Raw genomic sequence first — 19784 nt, 5'->3', positions numbered from 1 at the left:
CTCAGCAGTCGGCTCAGTATGTTACGACGTGCCCCCTGGCAGTCGCTTTGCCTCCTACCCGCAATTTAACCTTTTCGGCCTCTTTTCTCAACCGCCAGATGCAGGCGCGCTTATTAGCATCGCCCTACCGGAACCTGGAGGCTGACAGTCGCGCCAAAATCGATCACTCGCGCGCCCACAGGTCCCGGTTTCACGATCTGCTTCGGCGCGAAGATCGATTGTGCGGCATAGTCCAAAGCGAGTATGAGGATCCCGGTCAATATCAGCGCCGCGGCCACCATCAGTGCTGTCCAGGCCACCAGCAGGCCGTGGCGACGACGCGGCAAGTGGGCGGCGACGACCCGGTCTACCGGCCTGCTGATGCGAACGGCCGCACCCTCAGAAGCGCCAGATCAACGGCACGATGAACACGGCGACGACAAAGAACCAGATCAGCAGCGGCAATCCGAGCTTCCAATAATCGTTGAAGGCATAGCCACCCGGCCCCATCACCATCAGGTTGGTCGGCGTTGCTATCGGAGTGAGGAACGCTGCTGCCGCTGCCACTGCGGTGCTCATGAGCACCGGACGCGGGGAAACGCCCATGGCCGTCGCTGCCGCCACGCCGATGGGGATGACGATCAGGGCAGTTGCAGTGTTACTGATCAGTTGCCCCATGACCGCCGTCAGGACGAACAATCCGGCGAGCAATGCGACAGGGCCGGCATCACCGACGAAGTTCACGAGGTGCTCCGCCATCAGCTTTGCCGCCCCTGTTTCCACCATGGCGGTGGAAAGCGGCATCATCGCGCCAACGAGGATCACGGTCGTCCAGCCGACGGCGCGATAGGCTTGCTCGACGCTCATGATGCCTGACAGGATGATCGCACCGGCGGCGAGTAGACCGGCCACTGCCGGCGGCACAATGCCGGTGGCGAGAAGCAGAACCATCGCAAGCAGGATGATAACCGCCTGGCGCGCGCCTGGTCCCATCGGAACCGCCTGACGGCGGACAAGTTCCGGCGAATTGACGACCAGGACGTCCGGATCGTTGAGGTGGACGTCGAGCGCTTTCCATGTTCCCTGCAACAGCATCGTATCGCCTGCCTGCAAGACGATTCCGCCAGCATCTTTGGTTGCGCCGCTGGGTTCAATTCCGGCCCCGGCGCGCTGTACCGCCAAAATGATCAGATCGCCGCTTTCGGTGACCATACCGGGAAAAACCGTCTCGCCAATGAGGCCCGAGCGCGGTGGGATGACGACTTCGGCAAGCCCTGAGCTGCGATTGAACAGCGTTTCCTCGCCCTGCCCGACCGCCTTGTCGTCGCGGAATGCGAGGTGCATCTCCGCCGCAAACGCGGCAGCGGATTCCGCATCACCAAGAACCAGAAGATGATCCCCCTCGGCAATGAGTGGCCTGCGCAGCGGGCCGGCCGTCTCGCCCTCCTGAATGGCGACAAGCTGTAGCCCTGGATGTGCGGAGAGATCTACCCCGGACGACGACAGACCCACTAAGGGCGAGCGCGCGCGCACGCGCATCTGGTAGATGCCACTCGCAAGGCCGTATTGCTCGACAAGTGTCTTGGCATGGCGACTGAAATCGGCAGGCATGGTCGCGCCATTACGCTCGGGAAGCAGCTGCTTTCCGAACAGAATGATGATGGCCATAGTGCCCGCCAGAAGTGGAATACCGGCAAATGCAAATTCGAAGAAGCCGAAACCACCGACGCCCGCGTCGATGCCTGCCTCCGATACCAGCACGTTCACCGGCGTTCCCGTCAGCGCCAGCATCGAACCTGCATGTGCGGAAAAGACCAGCGGCATGAGCAGCTGCGACGAGTTACGCCGGAGGCGAACGGCGATGACGACCACGACGGGCAGAAGCGCCGCGACAGCGCCGTTGACGCTGATGAGCGCGGTGAGAAGCGAGACGAGCGCCATCGTCAGGAAGAGAAGGCGCGCACGGCTTTCTTCGCCCGCGCCGCGGATGAGCAGTTGTCCGGCCCAGGCAGTCACGCCGGTGATCTCGAGCCCCGCGCTGACGACGAAGAGCGAGGCGATAAAGATGACTGCGGGATCACCGAAGCCACCAAGCGCCTGGCCAAGCGTGAGGACGCCGCTCGCCCATAGCGCCAACGCAGTCAGCATTGCCACAAAGACGACCGGCAGCTTGTTCCAGACGAACAGAACGACGGCAGCGGCGATGATGGTGGCTGTGTATGCTATGGGACTCAACCGCTCTGCTCCTCATTTGGTCCACTCGGACCGTCCAACCACACAGCCGCGCTGACCACGCAACGTCGCCTTACCCCACGCTTCCGGTGAACTCGCCGCGATCGCTCACCCGACTGCACGCCTGAGCCCCCTGACCGCAGGCAGGTCGCAAATGGATCGCAGGGGCCAGAAGACAAGTGGCTCCGCGAGGCAGCTAGTCGTCCATGGTCGCCATAAGGATGCCCAAGCGGCAGCCCTTCTCGTACTCCTTGAGATTCACATATTCCTTGATGGTATGAATTTCGGCCTGGCCGGCACCGATGGTGATGGTGGGCACGCCGTGTTTGTCGAGCCAATTGGCGTCCAGGCCACCATTGGAGAAGATGTAGACAGGCTCGATGCCGAGAATCCCCAGCGCCCTGGCGGCGCGCTTCACGACCGGCGTGTCCTTGCCCAGTTCGAACGGCGGATAGGACGCCTTGTGGCTGAATTTCACCTCGGCCATGTCGCCCTGATCGTCCTTCACCTCGTTCCGGGCCTTGGCGAAAGCTTCCTTGTAGCCGTTGGCGATTTTCGTCGCGAAAGCCGCTTCGGGGCTGCGCGCCTCCCCCTTGAGGAAAGCGTAATCGGTCACGACGTTGGTGGCGTCACCGGCGGGCTTGTTGCCCTTGCCGCCGAAGATGCCGATATTGCTCGTGCCCCGGCCGTCCGGTTTGACCACCTTGCCGAACCAGCCGCCATGCTTCGCCTCGGCCAGCGCCATTGCGCCGACCAGCGTCGCCGAGATGCCCTTCTCCGGCGCAACGCCCGCATGCGATGCCCTGCCCGTGATCTCTGCTTCCCAATTCTCCTGCCCGACCGCGCCAACGATCAGGTCCGAGGCCATTTGGCCATCGACATTGATGCACATCACCGCACCGTTGAGTTCGGCGGGATTGAGTTCCCGTGAGCCATGCAGCCCGCTCTCTTCGCGCACCGTGAACAACAGGGTGATCGGCGGATGTGGCAGCTTGTGCTTGATCAGGGTCTCGGCGACAACCACAAGAAGGGCGACGCCGGTGCGGGCATCGCCGCCAAGCGCGGTCGTGCCATCCGAGACGATGCGGTCGCCCTCGCGCCGCGGCTTGGCGCCAGCACAAAGCGGCACGGTGTCGAGGTGCGTGGAATAGAGCAACCGTGGTCCGGGTCGCGTTCCCGCAATATCAACGATCAGATTGCCCGTTTCGGTCGGTAGCGGAATGCGTTTGTTGACGTCGTCAAACCGAATAGCAGACTCCGGCACGCCGATTTTCTTCAAAGCGTCGCAGACGGCAAGGCCGATGTTCTTTTCCTGGCCGGTGACGCCCTCCACCGAGAGGAACCGCATCAGATGTTCTTCCGCCGCAGCGACGTCGAGAGGAATAGAGTTGGTGCTCATGATGTCCATCCGATCATACGAGTGATTATTCGTTCAGGCTTGCCGCACCGATCGTCACAAGCCCCAAGGCAGGCCGAGAGCCTTCCAGACGGCAAAGAGAGCCGTCCACAGCACGAAGATCAGCACGACATAGGGAAGCATCAGAGAAACGATCGTGCCGACGCCCGCGGACTTGTCGTATTTCTGGGCGAAACCGACGACGAGCGCGAAGTATGCGTTGAGCGGAGTGATCGCATTCATCGGCGAGTCGCCGACGCGATATGCGGCCAAAACGGCTTCCGGCTCCACGTTGAGTTTCATCAGCAGCGGCACGAAGACGGGAGCGAAGATCGCCCATTTCGCGATCGCTCCCGTCAGTAGCAAGTCGATGATCGCAACCACGACGATGAACCCGATCAGCAGCGGCAGCGCGCCGATATTGGCAGCCTGCAGCGCGCCCGAAAGGCTGAGCGCCATGACTGTGCCGATATTGGTGTAGGTGAAATAGGCGACGAACTGGCTGAGAACGAAGAAGAGGAAGATGGTGCCGCCCATGTTCTTGATCGACTTTTCGATCGCAGCAATCACTTCAGCCAGGGTTCTCATTGTGCCGGCACCAATGCCGTAGGTCCATCCCGTCACCAGGAAGACCAGCATGATGAGCGCGATCAGGCCGTTCATGAAGGGCGAATTGCCGATCAGCTCGCCGGTATCAGGATTACGAAGCGGTGCGCCGCTTGGGATGGTCAAAAGGAGGAAGACCACTAGAAGACCGATGAGTCCGTAGAGGGCGAACCGCAATCCGCGAGATTCCCGATCGGAGAGCGTCGCGCCCTGACTCTGAACACCGCCTTCCGCCGTTTGAGGATCATACTCTCCCAGCCGCGGCGCGATCATCCGGTCGGTAATGAGAGCGATCAAGACCGTCAGGAACAGCACCGACGCGATGGAAAACCAGACGTTGGACGCCAAGCCGATCGACCGGGCGGGGTCGACGAGATGCGCTGCGTCATTTGTGAATTCGACGAGGACGGCATCGAGGGGTTTGATCAGCATGTTGACGGTGAAGGCGGCCGCCACGGCAGCGAAGCCGAGCGCGAGGCCGGCAAGCGGATGCCGCCCGACGGCCAGATAGGCGACGCCGGCAAGGGGTATCAGCACCAGATAACCTGCGTCAGCCGCTATACTTGCGAGAATACCGACAAACGCCAGGATATAGGTCAGCGCCCAGCGCGGCGAGACAACGACGAGCTTGTGGATCAGCGCCGTAACCAGGCCGGATTCCTCAGCGACGCCGGCGCCGATCATGGCGGCGATCATCAAGCCCACCGCTGTGAAACTCATGAAATTGGGAACGAGCGATGAATACAGAAAGCGGAGGCCCTCCACACTCAGCAGGCTGTTTATCGCCGTCGACGCCTGCTCGATCTCGTGCGTGTCCGGATTGATCCGCTCGAAGCTGACCGCCGCTCCAAAAGCGCCAAGCACGGCCGACAGGACGATGACAATGCCGATGAGAATCAGGAAGATGACCACAGGATGGGGAACCATGTTTCCCACCTTCTCGACGCCGTCGAGGAATCTCTGCATCGCGGTCTTTGGTGCGACATTGGCAGTGGCCATGTCTTCCTCCGTAGTGCCAAAGGGTGCGCCCCGGGAGGACGCCGGAATTGAAGTTCGCTTGGGTGCGCGTTCCTGACGGTGGTTGAACCCCGAATTGGCATAACCCTCAGTGCGCGGCCTCATACCTTCTCCGGCCAACCCGAATGAGGTCCCCGGCCCGGAGACTATCTTTCAACATTCACTTCTCAGAGGAGCGGACGACAGAAGTCGTGAAGAAAATATCCGCGTCACACAACCCACGTGAACGACCATTGGTGTAGGCCGCTGGGCGCGGAACACATCATTCGTGATTGCGCGACGCGCCGGTTCAGCGTGGGCAGGGCGCGACATACTGACGACCGCTACGATCTCGGAACCGGCATTGCCCGGGCCGACCGGCGACATTACCGATGACAGCCCCGGACGCGCCGCCGATCGCCGCGCCAACGGCCGCACCTCGGACATTGTTCGTGAGAGCGCCGCCAACGACTGCGCCAGTTGCAGCGCCGATGCCGGCGCCCTGTTGAGTCGGCGTGCAGCTCGCAAGCGCGAAAGCTGCCAGAAAGCACAGCATCAACTCCTTCATCGCTCTCCCCCTATTGTGACGCTCAACAGATCTGAACGTCGCAGAAAAGCCCATGTACAGCGTCGTTTAAATATAATGTCGCTCAAGACTGCCTGTGATCAGCATAGAATCCCGAAACCAAGCTCTGGGTTCAAAATTTCGAAGCGCAATTGCAGCAAGAAAATCTTCAAAGACCTGAATCGTAAGCTGTTCGCCGGGACTGGACTGCGCCGCTTCGGGTGTACAGCGATCAGCGTGCGGTTTTGGCCTTTCCTTTCTGAAAGAGTCCACGTTTGCTCAAGCATCCCGGCAGCATTCCGGATGCGCACAATCGAGGAGCTCATTCAGTTCTGGCCTGCCTCCCGGAACCGCTGCGCGAAGACTGACTTCAAGCGGTTGATTTCGGCAGGTTGCCAGCCTGTCGGGTCTGTCACCGCCAGCCACGCATCGATGTAATGTTCCGGCGCGTAGACGTGGCCGTATCCCATCGGCGAGGTTGTCGCGATCATCGCGTCGAAGGCGAGCTGCAGCATCGTGACGACCGGGAACCAGCGCAAGCTCGGCGACACGTCGGGTCCCCGTGGGGATTTCAGCCAATCCGGCATTCGATAGAACGAACGGAGATCGAAGAATGTCACTGCATCGCTGGCGTATTGCAGGAAAACAATTCTGATCGGCCCCCAGGCCGCGCCGGGAATGTTCAACGCGTTTTCCTGATTGGTGAATCGGATAATCGAACCGTCACGAAACCGCGGCAGCCAAGCAGGCGAACCGGGGTTTCGGTTTGCCGTCACGAATGCCCATGTCCCGCTCGGAAAGGGCGGCCCGCTCCACAACGCGCCCTGGAACGGATCGGCAATGACGTCGTAGAGATTGGCCGAGAGCTGTGAATTCATCGCTCCGAGACTGAGGCCGTGCAGATAGAGCCTTGGGCGGTGGTCGTGCGGCAGCGTTGTCCAGTAGCCGTAGACTTCCCTGAACAAGGCGTGGGCCGCATCCGCGCCGTAGCCCGGCTCGACCATCAGCGACAACCAGCTTGCGAGGTAGGAATATTGCAGTGCGACGCTCGCGACGTCGCCGCGATTGAGATATTCGACGGTATCGATGGCAGCCGGATCGACCCAGCCGGTCCCCGTCGGAACGATTACGATCAGAATGGAGCGGTCGAAAGCACCATCCCTCTTCAGCTCCGCCAGCGCCAGCTTGGCTCGCTCTTCCGCTGTTTCGGCGGAGTTCAAACCGACATAAACTCGGATCGGATCGGTCGCCTTCGTGTTCAGGAATCCACCGATCTCGTCACCAGTCGGGCCGGAAGAGATGAAATGCCGGCCCTGTCGCCCAAGCTGCTTCCAATCGACGAGCGACGCCGCACTGCCCGTCTTTGCCGGATCAGTCGGCATGGGCATGTCGTCGTCGATCAAGGCGTCGAGCTCGCGGAACGAGGTGTCTGCCATTCGAAGACCGGCCCTGAACAGCACGCCTTCCGCCACGGACCAAAAAAGGATGATGGCCAGGAATGTGCCGACGGCGATGGCAATCCGCCTTGGGACGAAGCGCTGCAGCCACTTGTAAGAGAAAAGGAACGTGTACTTGAACAGACGGCCGACGACCACGAGCGCACAGAAGACCGCGAGAGCTACGGCGATCAGCTTGACCGGATCGGCCGAGGTGACGGGGTCCAGCCCCATGAGGTCCCGGACCGAGTTCTGCCAGGAAGACGCCTGCCAGAGGAAGAGCGTTGCAATCGCGATGCAGAAAACTGCGGCGACTGCCTGCCACATTCTCCCGAAGCCAACCCGCGACGGAAGGATCTCGAGATAGGCCCAAAGCCAGACGAGAAACACGCCGATGCCGTAGCCGAAGGCTGCGCAGCTTCCCGAAAGAGCGCCCTGGACAAGAGGGGACCGTGGCATCAGGCTCGGCGTCAGCGATAGGCAGAAGAAGAGCGTGCCTACAATCAAGCCTGTCGTCGAAAACGATCGTGTGAGTGCCAGAAGATATCGTTTCATTCGGCACTCTCCTCGCTGGAGCGCCGCTGGCCCGCGACCGCGAAAACGGCCGGCCCCGCCGCGCTCTGGCCCATATCGAGCGGCTTTTGGCTAGCATGACAACGTTTCCATCGAGATCAAGTTTTATGTTGCTTTAGATGTTCATCACGGAACCCATGATTGCACTTCCGGCTGCTCAGGCGCTTTTCAAAAGAGGCATCTATGTCGATCTGAAACGGGCCGACATTATGCCTGTGCAATCTCAACGAGGATTGAAGAGAATAGTGGACAACGTCCTCAACTTGCTTGGGTCGCGGCTCGCTTTTAAAGCTAGTCTTTGCAAGGAATGGAATGTCTTCTCGAAATGCAGTAAGCAACTGCTGCATCTTGTCGTTACCGATTGCCATAAAATACCGGAGTTGTTGAACTGCGGTATTTATCTAAACTGCTACAAGCACTTGATTTTCATCTCGGGATTTTCCCCTATTTGGACGTTGGGAGAGTCGGCGCAGCGGGTAAGGCTATCGGCATGAGGTCGGCGGTTGCTTGATTCCGACGATCTCAGGGCCGAAATCTAGGCGGGACGAGGCGTGCATGGCGACAGCAATTGCCATTCTCGGCGGCGTCGGGCTGTTCCTGCTCGGCATGACCGTCATGACCGACGGCCTGAAGGCGTTGGCGGGATCCGCCCTGCGCACCGTCCTCGGCAAGGCGGCGTCGACGCCACTCTCGGGTGCCTTCTGGGGCGCTATCGTCACGCTGCTCGTGCAGTCTTCGAGCGCGGTGACGATGACGACGATCGGCCTCGTCAGTGCCGGGCTTCTGACCTTTCCGCAGGGGCTCGGCCTCGTGTTCGGCGCCAATGTCGGCACAACGGGAACAGGCTGGCTGGTGGCATTGATCGGCGTGCGCGTCTCGCTTTCGGCCTATGCGCTGCCGATGATCTTCATTGGCGCGCTGGCCAAGTTGCTGGGAGGCGGACGGATCGCGGCGGCGGGCGGCGCCCTCGCAGGATTCGCGCTGGTGCTCTACGGGCTGACGACGCTCCAGCAGGGCATGGGAGGCCTTGCGGAGAGCCTGCATCCGTCTGACCTGCCTGCGGTGCTCGGCGCGCCGGGGGTTGGCTGGATCTCAGGGTCCGTCGGCCTCATGACCCTGATCGTCGCCGGCTTGGCGATGACCGCGGTCATGCAGTCCTCGACGGCCGCCATCGCGGTCACCATTTCGGCTTTCTACGCCGGGGCGATAAGCCTGGAGCAGGGCGCGGCGCTGATCATCGGCCAGAACATCGGGACCGCGACCAGCTCCGCATTGGCGGCAATCGGCGCCAGCGCCACGGCCAAGCGCCTTGCCCTCGCCTACGTATTATTCAAGGTCATAGCGGCGCTCATCGCGATCATCGCTTTTCCGCTGACGGCGCAGCTGATGAGGGCTTTCGCGGCATCGGTCGACGGGATGACGCTCCTTGCCGCCTACCATACGGCCTACAACGTCGTGGGGGTCGCGGTGCTCCTTCCGGCGACGCAGTGGTTCACCCGTATGGTGGAGCGGCTCCTGCCCTCCAAGCAGACGGCGCTTCAGAGCGCGCTCGATCCGAGCGCGCTCGCCAGTCCGGTGATCGCGGTGGAGACCGCCCGGCGTGTCGTGGCAGACGTCCTCACGGCAACCGCTGCCTCGGTTTCCCAGGCGCTTTCGAGCGGGGCCGGACGCACAGCGCAGAGCACTGCGGCCGCCGCCGCACTCGAAGAGGTGCGGGACTTCCTTTCCGAATTGAAGGAGCCGCCCGAGACGGAGGCCGAGCGGTTCCGCATGACGAGCACGCTGCATGCGCTCGATCACGTCTCGCGCCTCGTGGAAGTCGTGGCGGAAAGTGGGCTCTCAGGACAACCGGCCGGAGTCCCCCATGACCTTGGGGCCGCCGAACTGTGCAGACAGGCCATGCGTGCGGCACAGGCCGTTGCCGGCTCCATAACATCGGAAGCCGCCCTCGGCCCGCAGGCCGCATCCATCGGCTGGAACGTTTCGTCCGAGGTGGAGGCGGCGCTTGCCGAGGTAGAGGGCGCAGCGAGGAAACTCGACGCGCTGCAGCGGGATCATCACGCCGCAACCCTCGCCTCGGTCGCGGCGGGAAAGTTGACCGCCGCGGAGGCGTTCACGCGGGTCGACGCCGCCCGGCGGCTCGATCGGATCGCATATCATGCCTGGCGTTCGGCGGCGTATCTCCTCGGCCGCGGCGCGCATGACGATCTAAGCCCGCGGCACCAACCCGTGAGCACCATGAGCGAAGGCAACGATAATGAGCCCAGCTGAGACTGCAGCTTCAGGCAGAGCCCCAGGGCTTTAATTTCAGATTACGAACAGCCGCCCCTATGGCAGCCAAATAGCAAACAGTAATCTGTTGACAGTTTTCAATTCTTCGCTACATTTTCGCTAGCCAATTCCAGATACGCGGAGTCCGATGTCTGCGAACACTCGGGAGGTGTGATGGCGTTCTTGAAATTGCAGGGCCTTACCAAGAGCTACGGTTCGTTCTTGGCTGTAAAAGGCGTCGATCTGTCCGTCGAAAAGGGAAAGCTTGTTTGCCTGCTGGGGCCGTCGGGCTGCGGCAAGACGACGACGTTGAGGCTGGTAGCCGGCTTCGTTCCGGCCACCGGGGGCGAGATTCACGTCGGGGGGAAGACCGTTTCGTCCGCGAAGTCGACGGTGCCGCCGGAGGGGCGGAACATGTCGATGATCTTCCAGAGTTACGCACTATGGCCGCATATGACGGTCTTTGAGAACGTGGCGTACGGCCTTACCCTGCGCCGACTGTCGAAAGCACAGATCGCCGAAAGCGTGCGGACAATTCTGTCGGCAACGCAGCTTCTTGCACTGGAAAGCCGCTACCCGGGAGAACTGTCCGGCGGCCAGCAGCAACGCGTGTCGCTGGCGCGCGCTCTGGTCATCAAGCCGGAGATCCTGTTGCTCGACGAGCCGCTATCGAACCTCGACGCCAATCTCCGCGAAGAGATGCGGTTCGAGATCCGCCGGCTGCACGACGAGTTCCGCTACACCACCGTCTATGTGACCCATGATCAGGCCGAAGCCATGACGACGGCGGACATGATCGTCGTCATGAATGACGGCCGCATCGAACAGGCGGGGTCGCCGGAGGATATCTACGAGCGGCCGGCAACCGAGTTCGTCGCTCGTTTCATCGGCGGAACCAATATCCTGACGGGGACGCGCCGTGACGGCGACACCGTTGGCTGCGACGGTGGTCTGGTCTTGCGCTGCGGCAGCGGCAGTCCTGCGCACGAGGGGAGAACGGCCGTTTCGATCCGCCACCACGACATCGAACTGTCATCGGTGCGGCCCGCCGGAGAGACCAATGTGACGGTCGGTACCGTCACGCGCCAAATCTATCTCGGTTCGCACCGAGACTATCTCGTTTCGATTGCTGGTGGAGAAGTGGTGCGCACCGTAGCACCGGTCAACGTTGCGATCCCGGTCGGCCAGGAGGTTTGGCTGACGTTTCCGCCAGAGAAGTGCCGGGCGCTCGCGTCGTAAAAAAGGGAGGAAGTAGATAATGTGGAAGAAAGCATTCGCAGGGGCGCTTTTCGCCTCGGCATTAATGGCGTCGTCCGTCGCCTTCGCCGAGGCGCCTGCCCCTTACGCCGTGACGCCGGAGCTCGAAGCCGCGGCCAAGGCCGAGGGCAAGGTGGTGTTCTACACCGCAACCGACGTGGCGGTCGCCGAGAAGCTCGCCGAACTGTTCAAGACCAAATATCCAGACATAGCGGTTCAGGTGGAGCGCGCCGGCTCCGAGCGCGTATTCCAGCGCATTGGCCAGGAATATTCGACCGGGATCTACAATGCCGATGTCATCGAGACGTCGGACGCAGTGCATTTCGAGTATTTCAAGCGGCAGGGCTGGCTTGCACCCATGGTTCCGCAGGAAGTGGCCGATAAATGGCCGGCGGATGAGCGTGATCCAGACGGCAATTTCGCCGCCTATCGCGCGCATCTGTCGGTCATGGCCTATCGAAGCGACCTGCTCAAGGAAGAAGAAGTCCCGAAGTCCTGGAAAGACCTTCTCGACCCGCGCTTCAAGGACAAGATGGTGAAGGCACATCCGGGCTATAGCGGCACGATCATGACGTCAACCTTCGTACTCAGTCAGTTGCTCGGCTGGGACTATTTCGAAAAGCTCGGCACGCAGAACATCATGCAGGTACAGTCGTCGACCGAGCCTCCGAAGAAGCTTGCTCAGGGAGAACGGGTGCTTGAGGTCGACGGCAACGAATACAACATCTTCCGCCTGATCGACGAAGGCAAGCCGATCAAGATCGTCTATCCCGAGGAAGGCACGCCGCTTGCCGTCGGCAATGCCGCAGTCTTGAAGCAGGCGCCCAACCCGAACGCAGCCAAGCTTTTCTACGCGTTCCTGTTCTCGCTGGAAGCGCAGCAACTCAACAGCGACTTCGGCGGCCTGCGGTCGTTCCATCCGGACGTCAAGGAAAAGGCCGACCGCACTTCGCTGTCGAAAATCAAGATCCTGCATTCCGACCCCGCCAAGCTCGAGCCTGAAATCCAGGCGATCAAAGCCAACTACGAAAAGTATTTTGGGACGTAAGCCATCATGACCAGTAACGCTCAGGTTCAGGGTCGGCGCCGCGGCATCGACCTTTCGTGGCCCACCTTCGCTCTGCTGACTCTCATCCTGAGCGTCCTGGTTCTGTTGCCATTGTTCTGGCTGGCCTATTACAGTTTCCGCAGCGATACCGACGGCTCCGCAACCCTCGACAACTTCGTCACCCTGGTTGCGGATCCGACTCTGCTGCGGTCCTACGGACTGGCGTTCGGCATGGCGCTTGCCGTCGGCATCCTCGCCTGCCTGATCGCAACGCCGATGGCCTGGCTGGTTGCCAGAACCGATCTGCCGGGACGGCGCATTATCCGCATGCTGGTGACGGCATCCTTCGTTACGCCGCCGTTCCTCGGCGCCATCGCATATGAAATCCTTGCCGCACCGAACAGCGGCATCGTCAACATTGTCTATCGACGCATCTTCGGCCTCGATTCTTCGGCCTATCTCGTCAACATCTACACCTTCGGCGGTCTCGCTTTTGCGATTGCCTGCTTCACCTTCCCATACGTCTTCACGCTCGTGGCCAATGCCCTGGACCGCGTACCGTCGGATCTCGAGGATGCGTCCTCGATCCTTGGTGGAAAATCAATGACGACGCTGCGGAGGGTGACCATCCCGCTGGTGTTGCCGGCTATGCTGGCCGGAACGCTCATCGCCATCCTCCAAGCACTGACGATGTTCGGTTCGCCGGCGATCCTGGCCCTGCCGGCCGGCTTCCATGTCATCACGACCAAGATCTGGAGCCTCTTTCAGTTTCCGCCCCGCCTTGGGGTGGCGGCTGCAGCCGCCCTGCCGCTGCTGATCATTACCATCCTTCTTTTGCGGACCCAGAAGGCAATTCTCGGCCGCAAGGGTTATACCGTGCTTGGCGGCAAGAGCGGAACGCCGCGGATCACCAAGCTCGGACCCTGGACGTGGGTCGCCACCCTCTTCGTGTTCTGCATCCTCAGCCTGACGATCATCCTGCCCTATCTGGCGATCCTGAAGACGGCGTTCACGGGAACGGTGGGCGACCCTATCAATTTCAGCACGCTGACATTGCGCCATTGGCGGTTCGTGCTCTTCGAATTTTCGGCGACGCGGCTGGCGCTTTGGAATACCTTCCTGCTCGGCTTCCTGACGGCTACCGCCGTCACGGCGATCGCGCTGATCGTCTCCTATCTGGTGATCCGCCGCTCGTTGCCAAATTCCAGCTTTCTCGGCGTTCTCGCCACGGCGCCGGTTGCAATTCCCGGGATCGTACTCGGCGTCGGGCTTTTCCTCAGCTATGCCAATCCGACGTTTCAGCTGTACGGAACGATCTGGATCCTGCTGATAGCCTTCATGACGATCGAACTTCCGGCAGGCTACCAGCAAATGTCGTCCGCCTTCTCCGGCGTTCATCCCGAATTGGAGGAGGCCGGGCGGATCGTCGGCGCCTCGCGGCTGAGAACGCTATGGGACATCACCGCGCCGCTGCTTCGCACGAGCGTCGTGGCCGCATGGTGTTTCGTCTTCGTCGGTACGATCCGCGAGCTTTCCGCGACGATTCTCCTGACCACGGCCAATACCAAGCTCGTTTCAGTGATCATCTACGATCTGAATGAGAGCGGCGATCTCGGGGCAATCTGTGTTCTCGGCATTATCCTCCTTGCGGCATCATTTGCCGTTGTTTTTGTCGCCAACCGGGTTCCTGTTCTCGGCGGTTCACAGATGAATGCGCGGGGTTGAACGATTTGCGGGTTCCTTTAAAGACTGCAGGTCCCGGTTGTCGGCAGGATCGCCAACGACTGGAATTGCTGATAAATGGAAGTCGTAGGAGCAGGCCGGCAGGCTTCACCGCCTACTCCTTCTCAATGGACCCTTAACGATGGCCTGCTCATGTCGGACTTAACGAACCTACCGCCCAATCTATCCGCAATCGATTTCCTTCGCACTCGTTCGCTGGCGAACGTGGTGCAGGCCGAAATCGAGCGGATGATCATCGATGGTGAACTGAAGCCGAACGAGCGCGTGAATGAAAACGGCCTGTCGCAGCGCCTGGGTGTGAGCCGCGGGCCGATCCGCGAAGCCTGCAGCGCCCTGGCCGCGATGGGTCTCATCGAGATCATTCCGAACCGCGGTTTCTTTATTCGCGCCTTGACCAACGACGAGGCCCAGGACCTTTCAGAAGCGCGCGCCGGCGTCTTCGGCTGCATGGCGATGATGCTTGCCGAGCGGATTACCGATGCGCAGATTGCCATTCTGCGGACTCTGTTGCAGCGCATGGATGAAATCGTCGAGCTCGGCGATGTGCATATCTATTATCCCGTCAACCTCGAATTCCATAAGCAGATCGCTCACATGGCGGGAAACAATCGCCTGGAACTCATGTATCAGAGTTTCGTCCGCGAGCTACACATACAGCGCTACCGCGCGCTTTCGAGCCATGACGTGCTGCAGATCTCCAACCAGGAACATCGGGCGATCGTCGACGCGCTCGAGGCTCGCGATCCTGTTCGCAGCCTGATCGCCGCCCGTACCCATATCCTCAACGGGATCGTTCGGACCCGCCAAGCCGGTCCTTGACGGCCCGCGCGTCCCGCCGCGTTTCCTAATTCATTCCCGCTTGCGTTGTGCGCTTCGCGCATCGACCACTCGCGTCCGTTTTGTAAACGAAAAACTGTTGACAATTGACAATTTCCAACGCACTGTCGCCTGAGAATTACTCACTAGAAATGCGACAGGAGGAATTGGGATGGACCAGAACAAAGCGGCGGATGTGGCTCTAACAAAATACGTTGCCGAATTCGTGGTTGGTACGAAGTTCGAGGAGCTTTCGGCAGAAGTCGTGGAGCTCGGCAAGAAATCGATACTTGACGGCTTCGGTCTGGCTCTTTCTGGTTCCGTTGCCAAAAGCGGTGAATTGGTCCGTCGCCATCTCGACGATCTCGGGCTTGCGAGAGGCACTGCGACCGTGATCGGCGGCGGCCGCAAGATCGCGCCTCGCTTTGCTGCGTTTGCCAACGGTGTTGGCATCCACGCCGATGATTATGACGACACGCAGCTCGCCGTCGCCAAGGACCGCGTTTATGGCCTGCTGACGCATCCGACGGCTCCGGCGCTGCCGGCGGCATTCGCAATGGGAGAGGTGCTCAAATCCTCGGGCAAGGATTTCCTGCTGGCCTATCATCTGGGCGTTGAAGTCGAGTGCAAGGTTGCCGAGGCGATCGCGCCGCGCCACTACCAGACAGGCTTCCATGCGACCGCTACCTGCGGAACGTTCGCTGCGGCCGCCGCCAGCGCTCGGCTGATGGGCCTCGATGTCGACACTACCTTACGGGCCCTGTCCATCGCCGGTAGCCAGTCCGCCGGCTTGCGTGAAAACTTCGGGACGATGACGAAACCCTTCCATGCCGGGCGTTCATCGGAAAGCGGCGTCGCCGCCGCCCAGTTTGCCTCCTACGGCTGGACAGCCACGCCCCGCATCCTCGAGGCGCCCCGCGGATTCTTCGCGGCTGCGGGTGGTGGCTATGACCAGAATGCCATCTTCGGCAAGCTCGGCGCTCCCTGGACTTTCGCCAATCCCGGCATTTCCATCAAGCCGCATCCATCGGGCTCGCTGACGCATCCCGGCATGACGGAAATGCTGCGGTTGATCAAGGAGAACGGCATCCGGGCCGAAGAGGTGAAACGCGTCCGCGTCGGCACCAATTCCAATATGCCCAACGCGCTGATCCATCATCGTCCCAAGGATGAACTGCAGGCAAAATTCTCCATGGAATTCTGCATGGCGATCCTGCTGCTCGAAGGCCGTGCCGGCCTCAACGAATTCACCGACGCCGCCGTCGAGCGCGAAGATGTACGCGCAATGATCGAGAAGGTCGATTTCGTCATCGACGACGAGGCGGAAGCGGCGGGCTACCATCTGATGACGACGCTGATCGATATCGAGCTCACCGACGGCCGCAGGATCTCCGGCCGCGCCGATTTCGGCAAGGGCAGCCCGGCATTCCCGATGAGCTACGACGAAGTGGCCGACAAATTCCGCGAGAATGCAGAATTCGCCGGCATGGCCAAAGGCAAGGCAAACGAGATCGTCGAACTGGTGCGCAGACTCGAGGCGTTGCCGTCCCTCGACGAGTTGTCGGCCCGCCTGATCTCCGTCGCCTGACGCGATCGACATCGCGATGCCGAATTCGGAACTATCAGGCACCGGCAGCGACACATATGTCTTCGGCCGCACCATTATACGGATCGGTCTGGCAATCCTGATCGGCATCGCGGGCGCTTTCGTCGCCAAAGGCATCGCGATGCCTCTTCCCTATCTGCTCGGTCCGCTCTTGGCTTGCGGCATGGCGGCGATTTTGGGGACTCCCATTGCACCGCTTCCGTATGGACGGGAACTTGGTCAGGTCGCCGTGGGCTTGGCGATTGGGCTCCGCTTCGTGCCGGCTGTGCTTGTCACCACTGTAGCTCTGTTGCCCTTCATGTTGCTTTCGACCGTTCTCATCATCGCCGCCACCATGGTCGCGGCTCTGATGATCCGCATGCTCGCCGGCATCGACGGCAAAACCGCGTTCTTCGCGACCGCAGCGGCCGGTCTTGCGGAGATGGCGGTCGTCGCGCACCAAAAGAACGCCGACAGCGATACTGTCGCCGTCGTCCATCTTATCAGGGTCACGTCGATCGTCACTATCGTTCCGTTCCTTGTGACGCTGTTCGGCGAGGATGGAGGCATTCAGCCGGTAACGATCCCGTTCCACGCCGACGCCGCGCCGCTGATCGCTCTTTTTATCGTCGCTGCCGTTGCGGCGTTTCTGGCGCGGCGGCTGAAACTGCCGAACACCTGGCTTCTTGTGCCGGCGATCATCGCGGGCATCGTTTCAGGGTTCGGTTTCGGCCCCTTCGCCATTCCGTCGATCGTTCTCACCATCGCCCAGATCGTCATCGGCATTTGGCTCGGATGCCGTTTCCGACGCTCATTGCTTGGGCGATTGTCGAGGGTGACGATGTCGGCACTCGTCACCACGACCTTCCTGTTGGCGATCGCCGCCGGCATCGCCTGGCTGCTTTCCGCTGCCACGGGCCTCTCCTTCGTGACCAGCCTGCTCGCCGTCGCGCCCGCCGGAGTCACCGAGATGGTGCTGACGGCGGCAGCGATGCATCTGGATGGCACCACCGTCACCGCCTTCCAGATCACCCGCATCGCCGTCGTCATGACGACGATCCTGTTCACCCTTCGGATATTCGAAGCTCTTTCGCGCCGTATCGACGCCTCCTGCAACTGAAAGGACTGCTCTTATGACACATCATCTCGTGATCGGGATTCTGAACGGCGATGACATCGGCCTCGAAATCGTGCCCGCCGCCGTCGAGGTCACCCAGGCTGCCGCAGCCATGACCGGCCTCAAAATTGACTGGCGACCGATGCCGATCGGCAGGACGGCGCTCGATACGATCGGCTCGACCTTTCCGGAGGGTACGATGGAGACGCTCGCCAAGATGGACGGCTTCATCCTCGGCCCGATTGGCCATCAGGCCTATCCTAAGGTACCGGGTGCCATCAATCCGCACCCGATCATGCGCAAGGGCTTCAACCTCTTTGCCAATGTCCGGCCGACGAAATCCTTTCCCGGCCTGGGTGCGATCCACGAAAACATCGACCTAGTGATCGTGCGCGAAAACAACGAGGGCTTCCAGCCGGACCGCAACGTCGTGGCCGGCTCCGGCGAATTCCGCCCGACGGAGGACGTGACGATCTCGGTGCGGGTCATCACCCGGCTTGGGTCATCACGCGTCGCGCGCGCGGCGTTCGAGATTGCCCAGCAGCGCAGGAAGCGTCTGACGCTGGTTCACAAGGACACCGTCTTCAAACTCGGTTGCGGCATGTTCGTCGAAGAATGCCACCGCGTGGCGCAGGAGTTCCCGGATGTCGCCGTCGACGAGGTCATCGTCGATACGATGGCGATGCGACTTATCCGCGATCCCCAGAGTTTCGACGTCATCGTGACCACCAACATGTTCGGCGATATCCTGACGGATGAAGCGGCCGGTCTCGTCGGAGGTCTCGGCATGGCGCCGGGCCTTTGCATCGGCGAAGGCAATCTGGCCATGGCCCAGGCGACCCACGGCTCGGCGCCCGATATCGCCGGCAAGGGCATCGCCAATCCTTTCGCGATGATTGAGTCAGCCCGCATGATGATCGAGTGGCTGGGCCATAACCGCAAGATCCCTCAAGCTGTCGAGGCAGCATCGGTCATGCAGAAGGCGATCGCGACAGCACTTTCAAACCCCGCGACCCGCACACGCGATATCAAGGGAACCGCTGGCACCGCCGGAATGACGCAGGGCATTATTGCAGCCCTCGGCTGACGTGTCTTGCCGAAGCGATCTTCCGTCCGCGAGCTTATCGCTGACGGAAGACGCGGCGTTCATCGACCGGCCGGTAGCGGATCCTGCCCATTGAAGAACTTCCAGAACGCATCGTAGATGAGATCCGGCCGCTGCTCGGCGGGATAGTGCCCGGTCGGCACGGCCCAGCCTAGCAGATCAGGCGCCCAGGGCTTCCACGCGTCGAGCGGCGCAAAATGGCGGCCGCAATGGCTGTTGGAGCCCCAGAGGACCAGAACCGGGCAATCGATCGTCCGCTTGCCGTAGTCAGCCGTGTCCATGGCCATGTCGACGCTGACGGTGGCGCGATAATCCTCGCAGACCGCATGGATCTGTTCCGGCGTCGTGCAGCGCTTATATTCCGCCATCGCTTCCGGGCTGAAGATATCGAGGCCGACGCCTTTCTTGTTGAGCTTGTAGTCGATGTAATAGCTGAGGTCGGCGGTCAGCAGTTTTTCCGGGAACGGCGCCTTCTGGGCCATGAAGAACCAATGGTAGGCTTCCAGCCCCCAACCCAGCGTCACATTGGTGAGCGCATGATGCGTCGGGACGATGTCGAGAGCCGCCACACGGTCGATCCGCTTGGGGAAATCGAGGGCCATGCGGAAGGCCACTCGGGCGCCGCGATCATGTCCGGCAACTTGGAACCGCTCGAAGCCGAAATGCGACATGACGGCTGCGTTATCCTCGCCCATGGTCCGGAACGAGTAGCCAGAATGATCCTCGCCGCCATCAGGCTTCGAACTGTCGCCATAGCCGCGCAGGTCGGTTGCGACGACGGTGAAGCTCCTGGCAAGCGCAGGCGCGATCCTGTGCCAGCTTACATGGGTCAGCGGATTGCCATGGAGCAGAAGCAGCGGTGGTCCCTCCCCGCCGATCGCCACGTTGATCTCGGCGCCGGCGGTCTGCACGCGCTCATATCGGAACCCGTGCATCAACTTGCCCTTCTCTTCGAAGAACGAAGGCATTTCAGATATCGGCCTATTCGGGGGCAACCGCATCATATTCTCCTCTTGTCTAACGTCGACGAAACCGGAAATCATAAAGTCATGTCACGCC

15 protein-coding genes are annotated in these 19784 nt (G+C 61.1%); 9 read left to right on the top strand and 6 right to left on the bottom strand.

Translation table 11 applies throughout. The features are described from left to right. Positions 1-378: 378 nt before the first annotated feature. The 5 genes from ACPYOI_RS20500 to ACPYOI_RS20480 form a co-directional block, all read right to left on the bottom strand. A complete protein-coding gene (locus tag ACPYOI_RS20500) occupies positions 379-2214 on the bottom strand; it encodes an SLC13 family permease (RefSeq protein ID WP_481418644.1) in 1836 nt (611 codons plus the stop codon). A gap of 193 nt (positions 2215-2407) precedes the next feature. Beyond that, positions 2408-3610, bottom strand: coding sequence for a M20/M25/M40 family metallo-hydrolase (locus tag ACPYOI_RS20495; protein ID WP_481418643.1), 1203 nt, complete (start codon positions 3608-3610; stop codon positions 2408-2410). A gap of 54 nt (positions 3611-3664) precedes the next feature. Further along, positions 3665-5212 (bottom strand): AbgT family transporter, encoded by a 1548-nt coding sequence (locus ACPYOI_RS20490; protein WP_481418642.1) that lies wholly within the window; start codon positions 5210-5212, stop codon positions 3665-3667. Between the two features lie 307 nt (positions 5213-5519). Then, a complete protein-coding gene (locus ACPYOI_RS20485; protein ID WP_481418641.1) occupies positions 5520-5777 on the bottom strand; it encodes a YMGG-like glycine zipper-containing protein in 258 nt (85 codons plus the stop codon). A 323-nt stretch (positions 5778-6100) separates the two neighbouring features. Continuing rightward, positions 6101-7765, bottom strand: coding sequence for an alpha/beta hydrolase (locus ACPYOI_RS20480; RefSeq protein WP_481418640.1), 1665 nt, complete (start codon positions 7763-7765; stop codon positions 6101-6103). A gap of 137 nt (positions 7766-7902) precedes the next feature. Between ACPYOI_RS20480 and ACPYOI_RS20475 the strand changes: the two genes are divergently transcribed. The 9 genes from ACPYOI_RS20475 to ACPYOI_RS20435 all read left to right on the top strand — a co-directional run bounded on the left by ACPYOI_RS20475 (position 7903) and on the right by ACPYOI_RS20435 (position 18707). After that, a complete protein-coding gene (locus ACPYOI_RS20475) occupies positions 7903-8277 on the top strand; it encodes a hypothetical protein (protein ID WP_481418639.1) in 375 nt (124 codons plus the stop codon). 61 nt (positions 8278-8338) lie between these two features. Further along, on the top strand, positions 8339-10054 hold the full coding sequence (locus tag ACPYOI_RS20470) for a Na/Pi cotransporter family protein (RefSeq protein WP_481418638.1): 1716 nt from the start codon (positions 8339-8341) through the stop codon (positions 10052-10054). Positions 10055-10228: 174 nt separating this feature from the next. Then, positions 10229-11293 carry an ABC transporter ATP-binding protein gene (locus ACPYOI_RS20465; RefSeq protein ID WP_168830099.1) on the top strand — a complete coding sequence of 355 codons (1065 nt, stop codon included), beginning with the start codon at positions 10229-10231 and terminating at the stop codon, positions 11291-11293. Positions 11294-11312: 19 nt separating this feature from the next. Next, positions 11313-12359 carry an extracellular solute-binding protein gene (locus ACPYOI_RS20460; protein WP_481418637.1) on the top strand — a complete coding sequence of 349 codons (1047 nt, stop codon included), beginning with the start codon at positions 11313-11315 and terminating at the stop codon, positions 12357-12359. Positions 12360-12365: 6 nt separating this feature from the next. Further along, positions 12366-14084: an ABC transporter permease gene (locus ACPYOI_RS20455; RefSeq protein WP_481423301.1), complete on the top strand. Its 1719-nt coding sequence runs from the start codon at positions 12366-12368 to the stop codon at positions 14082-14084. A gap of 150 nt (positions 14085-14234) precedes the next feature. After that, positions 14235-14921, top strand: a complete 687-nt coding sequence (locus ACPYOI_RS20450) for an FCD domain-containing protein (RefSeq protein ID WP_481418636.1) — start codon at positions 14235-14237, stop codon at positions 14919-14921. 169 nt (positions 14922-15090) lie between these two features. After that, complete coding sequence (locus ACPYOI_RS20445) at positions 15091-16506, top strand: MmgE/PrpD family protein (protein WP_481418635.1); 1416 nt, start codon at positions 15091-15093, stop codon at positions 16504-16506. A 16-nt stretch (positions 16507-16522) separates the two neighbouring features. Continuing rightward, positions 16523-17623, top strand: a complete 1101-nt coding sequence (locus tag ACPYOI_RS20440) for an AbrB family transcriptional regulator (RefSeq protein WP_481418634.1) — start codon at positions 16523-16525, stop codon at positions 17621-17623. Between the two features lie 13 nt (positions 17624-17636). Further along, positions 17637-18707: an isocitrate/isopropylmalate dehydrogenase family protein gene (locus ACPYOI_RS20435; RefSeq protein WP_481418633.1), complete on the top strand. Its 1071-nt coding sequence runs from the start codon at positions 17637-17639 to the stop codon at positions 18705-18707. A gap of 59 nt (positions 18708-18766) precedes the next feature. On the opposite strand, the gene ACPYOI_RS20430 is transcribed toward ACPYOI_RS20435, so the two are convergent. After that, positions 18767-19693: an alpha/beta fold hydrolase gene (locus ACPYOI_RS20430; RefSeq protein ID WP_481423300.1), complete on the bottom strand. Its 927-nt coding sequence runs from the start codon at positions 19691-19693 to the stop codon at positions 18767-18769. Between the last annotated feature and the right edge of the window lie 91 nt (positions 19694-19784).

Source organism: Rhizobium sp. SVR5-2C (assembly GCF_056755115.1).
Note: the sequence above shows the minus strand (reverse complement) of the source record. Positions and strands in the feature narration are given on the sequence as shown.

Coding starts and splice junctions, on each gene's coding strand:
- ACPYOI_RS20495 (WP_481418643.1), bottom strand. CDS start 3,610: ATGAGCACCAACTCTATTCCTCTCGACGTCGCTGCGGCGGAAGAACAT.
- ACPYOI_RS20490 (WP_481418642.1), bottom strand. CDS start 5,212: ATGGCCACTGCCAATGTCGCACCAAAGACCGCGATGCAGAGATTCCTC.
- ACPYOI_RS20485 (WP_481418641.1), bottom strand. CDS start 5,777: ATGAAGGAGTTGATGCTGTGCTTTCTGGCAGCTTTCGCGCTTGCGAGC.
- ACPYOI_RS20480 (WP_481418640.1), bottom strand. CDS start 7,765: ATGAAACGATATCTTCTGGCACTCACACGATCGTTTTCGACGACAGGC.
- ACPYOI_RS20475 (WP_481418639.1), top strand. CDS start 7,903: ATGTTCATCACGGAACCCATGATTGCACTTCCGGCTGCTCAGGCGCTT.
- ACPYOI_RS20470 (WP_481418638.1), top strand. CDS start 8,339: ATGGCGACAGCAATTGCCATTCTCGGCGGCGTCGGGCTGTTCCTGCTC.
- ACPYOI_RS20465 (WP_168830099.1), top strand. CDS start 10,229: ATGGCGTTCTTGAAATTGCAGGGCCTTACCAAGAGCTACGGTTCGTTC.
- ACPYOI_RS20460 (WP_481418637.1), top strand. CDS start 11,313: ATGTGGAAGAAAGCATTCGCAGGGGCGCTTTTCGCCTCGGCATTAATG.
- ACPYOI_RS20455 (WP_481423301.1), top strand. CDS start 12,366: ATGACCAGTAACGCTCAGGTTCAGGGTCGGCGCCGCGGCATCGACCTT.
- ACPYOI_RS20450 (WP_481418636.1), top strand. CDS start 14,235: ATGTCGGACTTAACGAACCTACCGCCCAATCTATCCGCAATCGATTTC.
- ACPYOI_RS20445 (WP_481418635.1), top strand. CDS start 15,091: ATGGACCAGAACAAAGCGGCGGATGTGGCTCTAACAAAATACGTTGCC.
- ACPYOI_RS20440 (WP_481418634.1), top strand. CDS start 16,523: ATGCCGAATTCGGAACTATCAGGCACCGGCAGCGACACATATGTCTTC.
- ACPYOI_RS20435 (WP_481418633.1), top strand. CDS start 17,637: ATGACACATCATCTCGTGATCGGGATTCTGAACGGCGATGACATCGGC.
- ACPYOI_RS20430 (WP_481423300.1), bottom strand. CDS start 19,693: ATGCCTTCGTTCTTCGAAGAGAAGGGCAAGTTGATGCACGGGTTCCGA.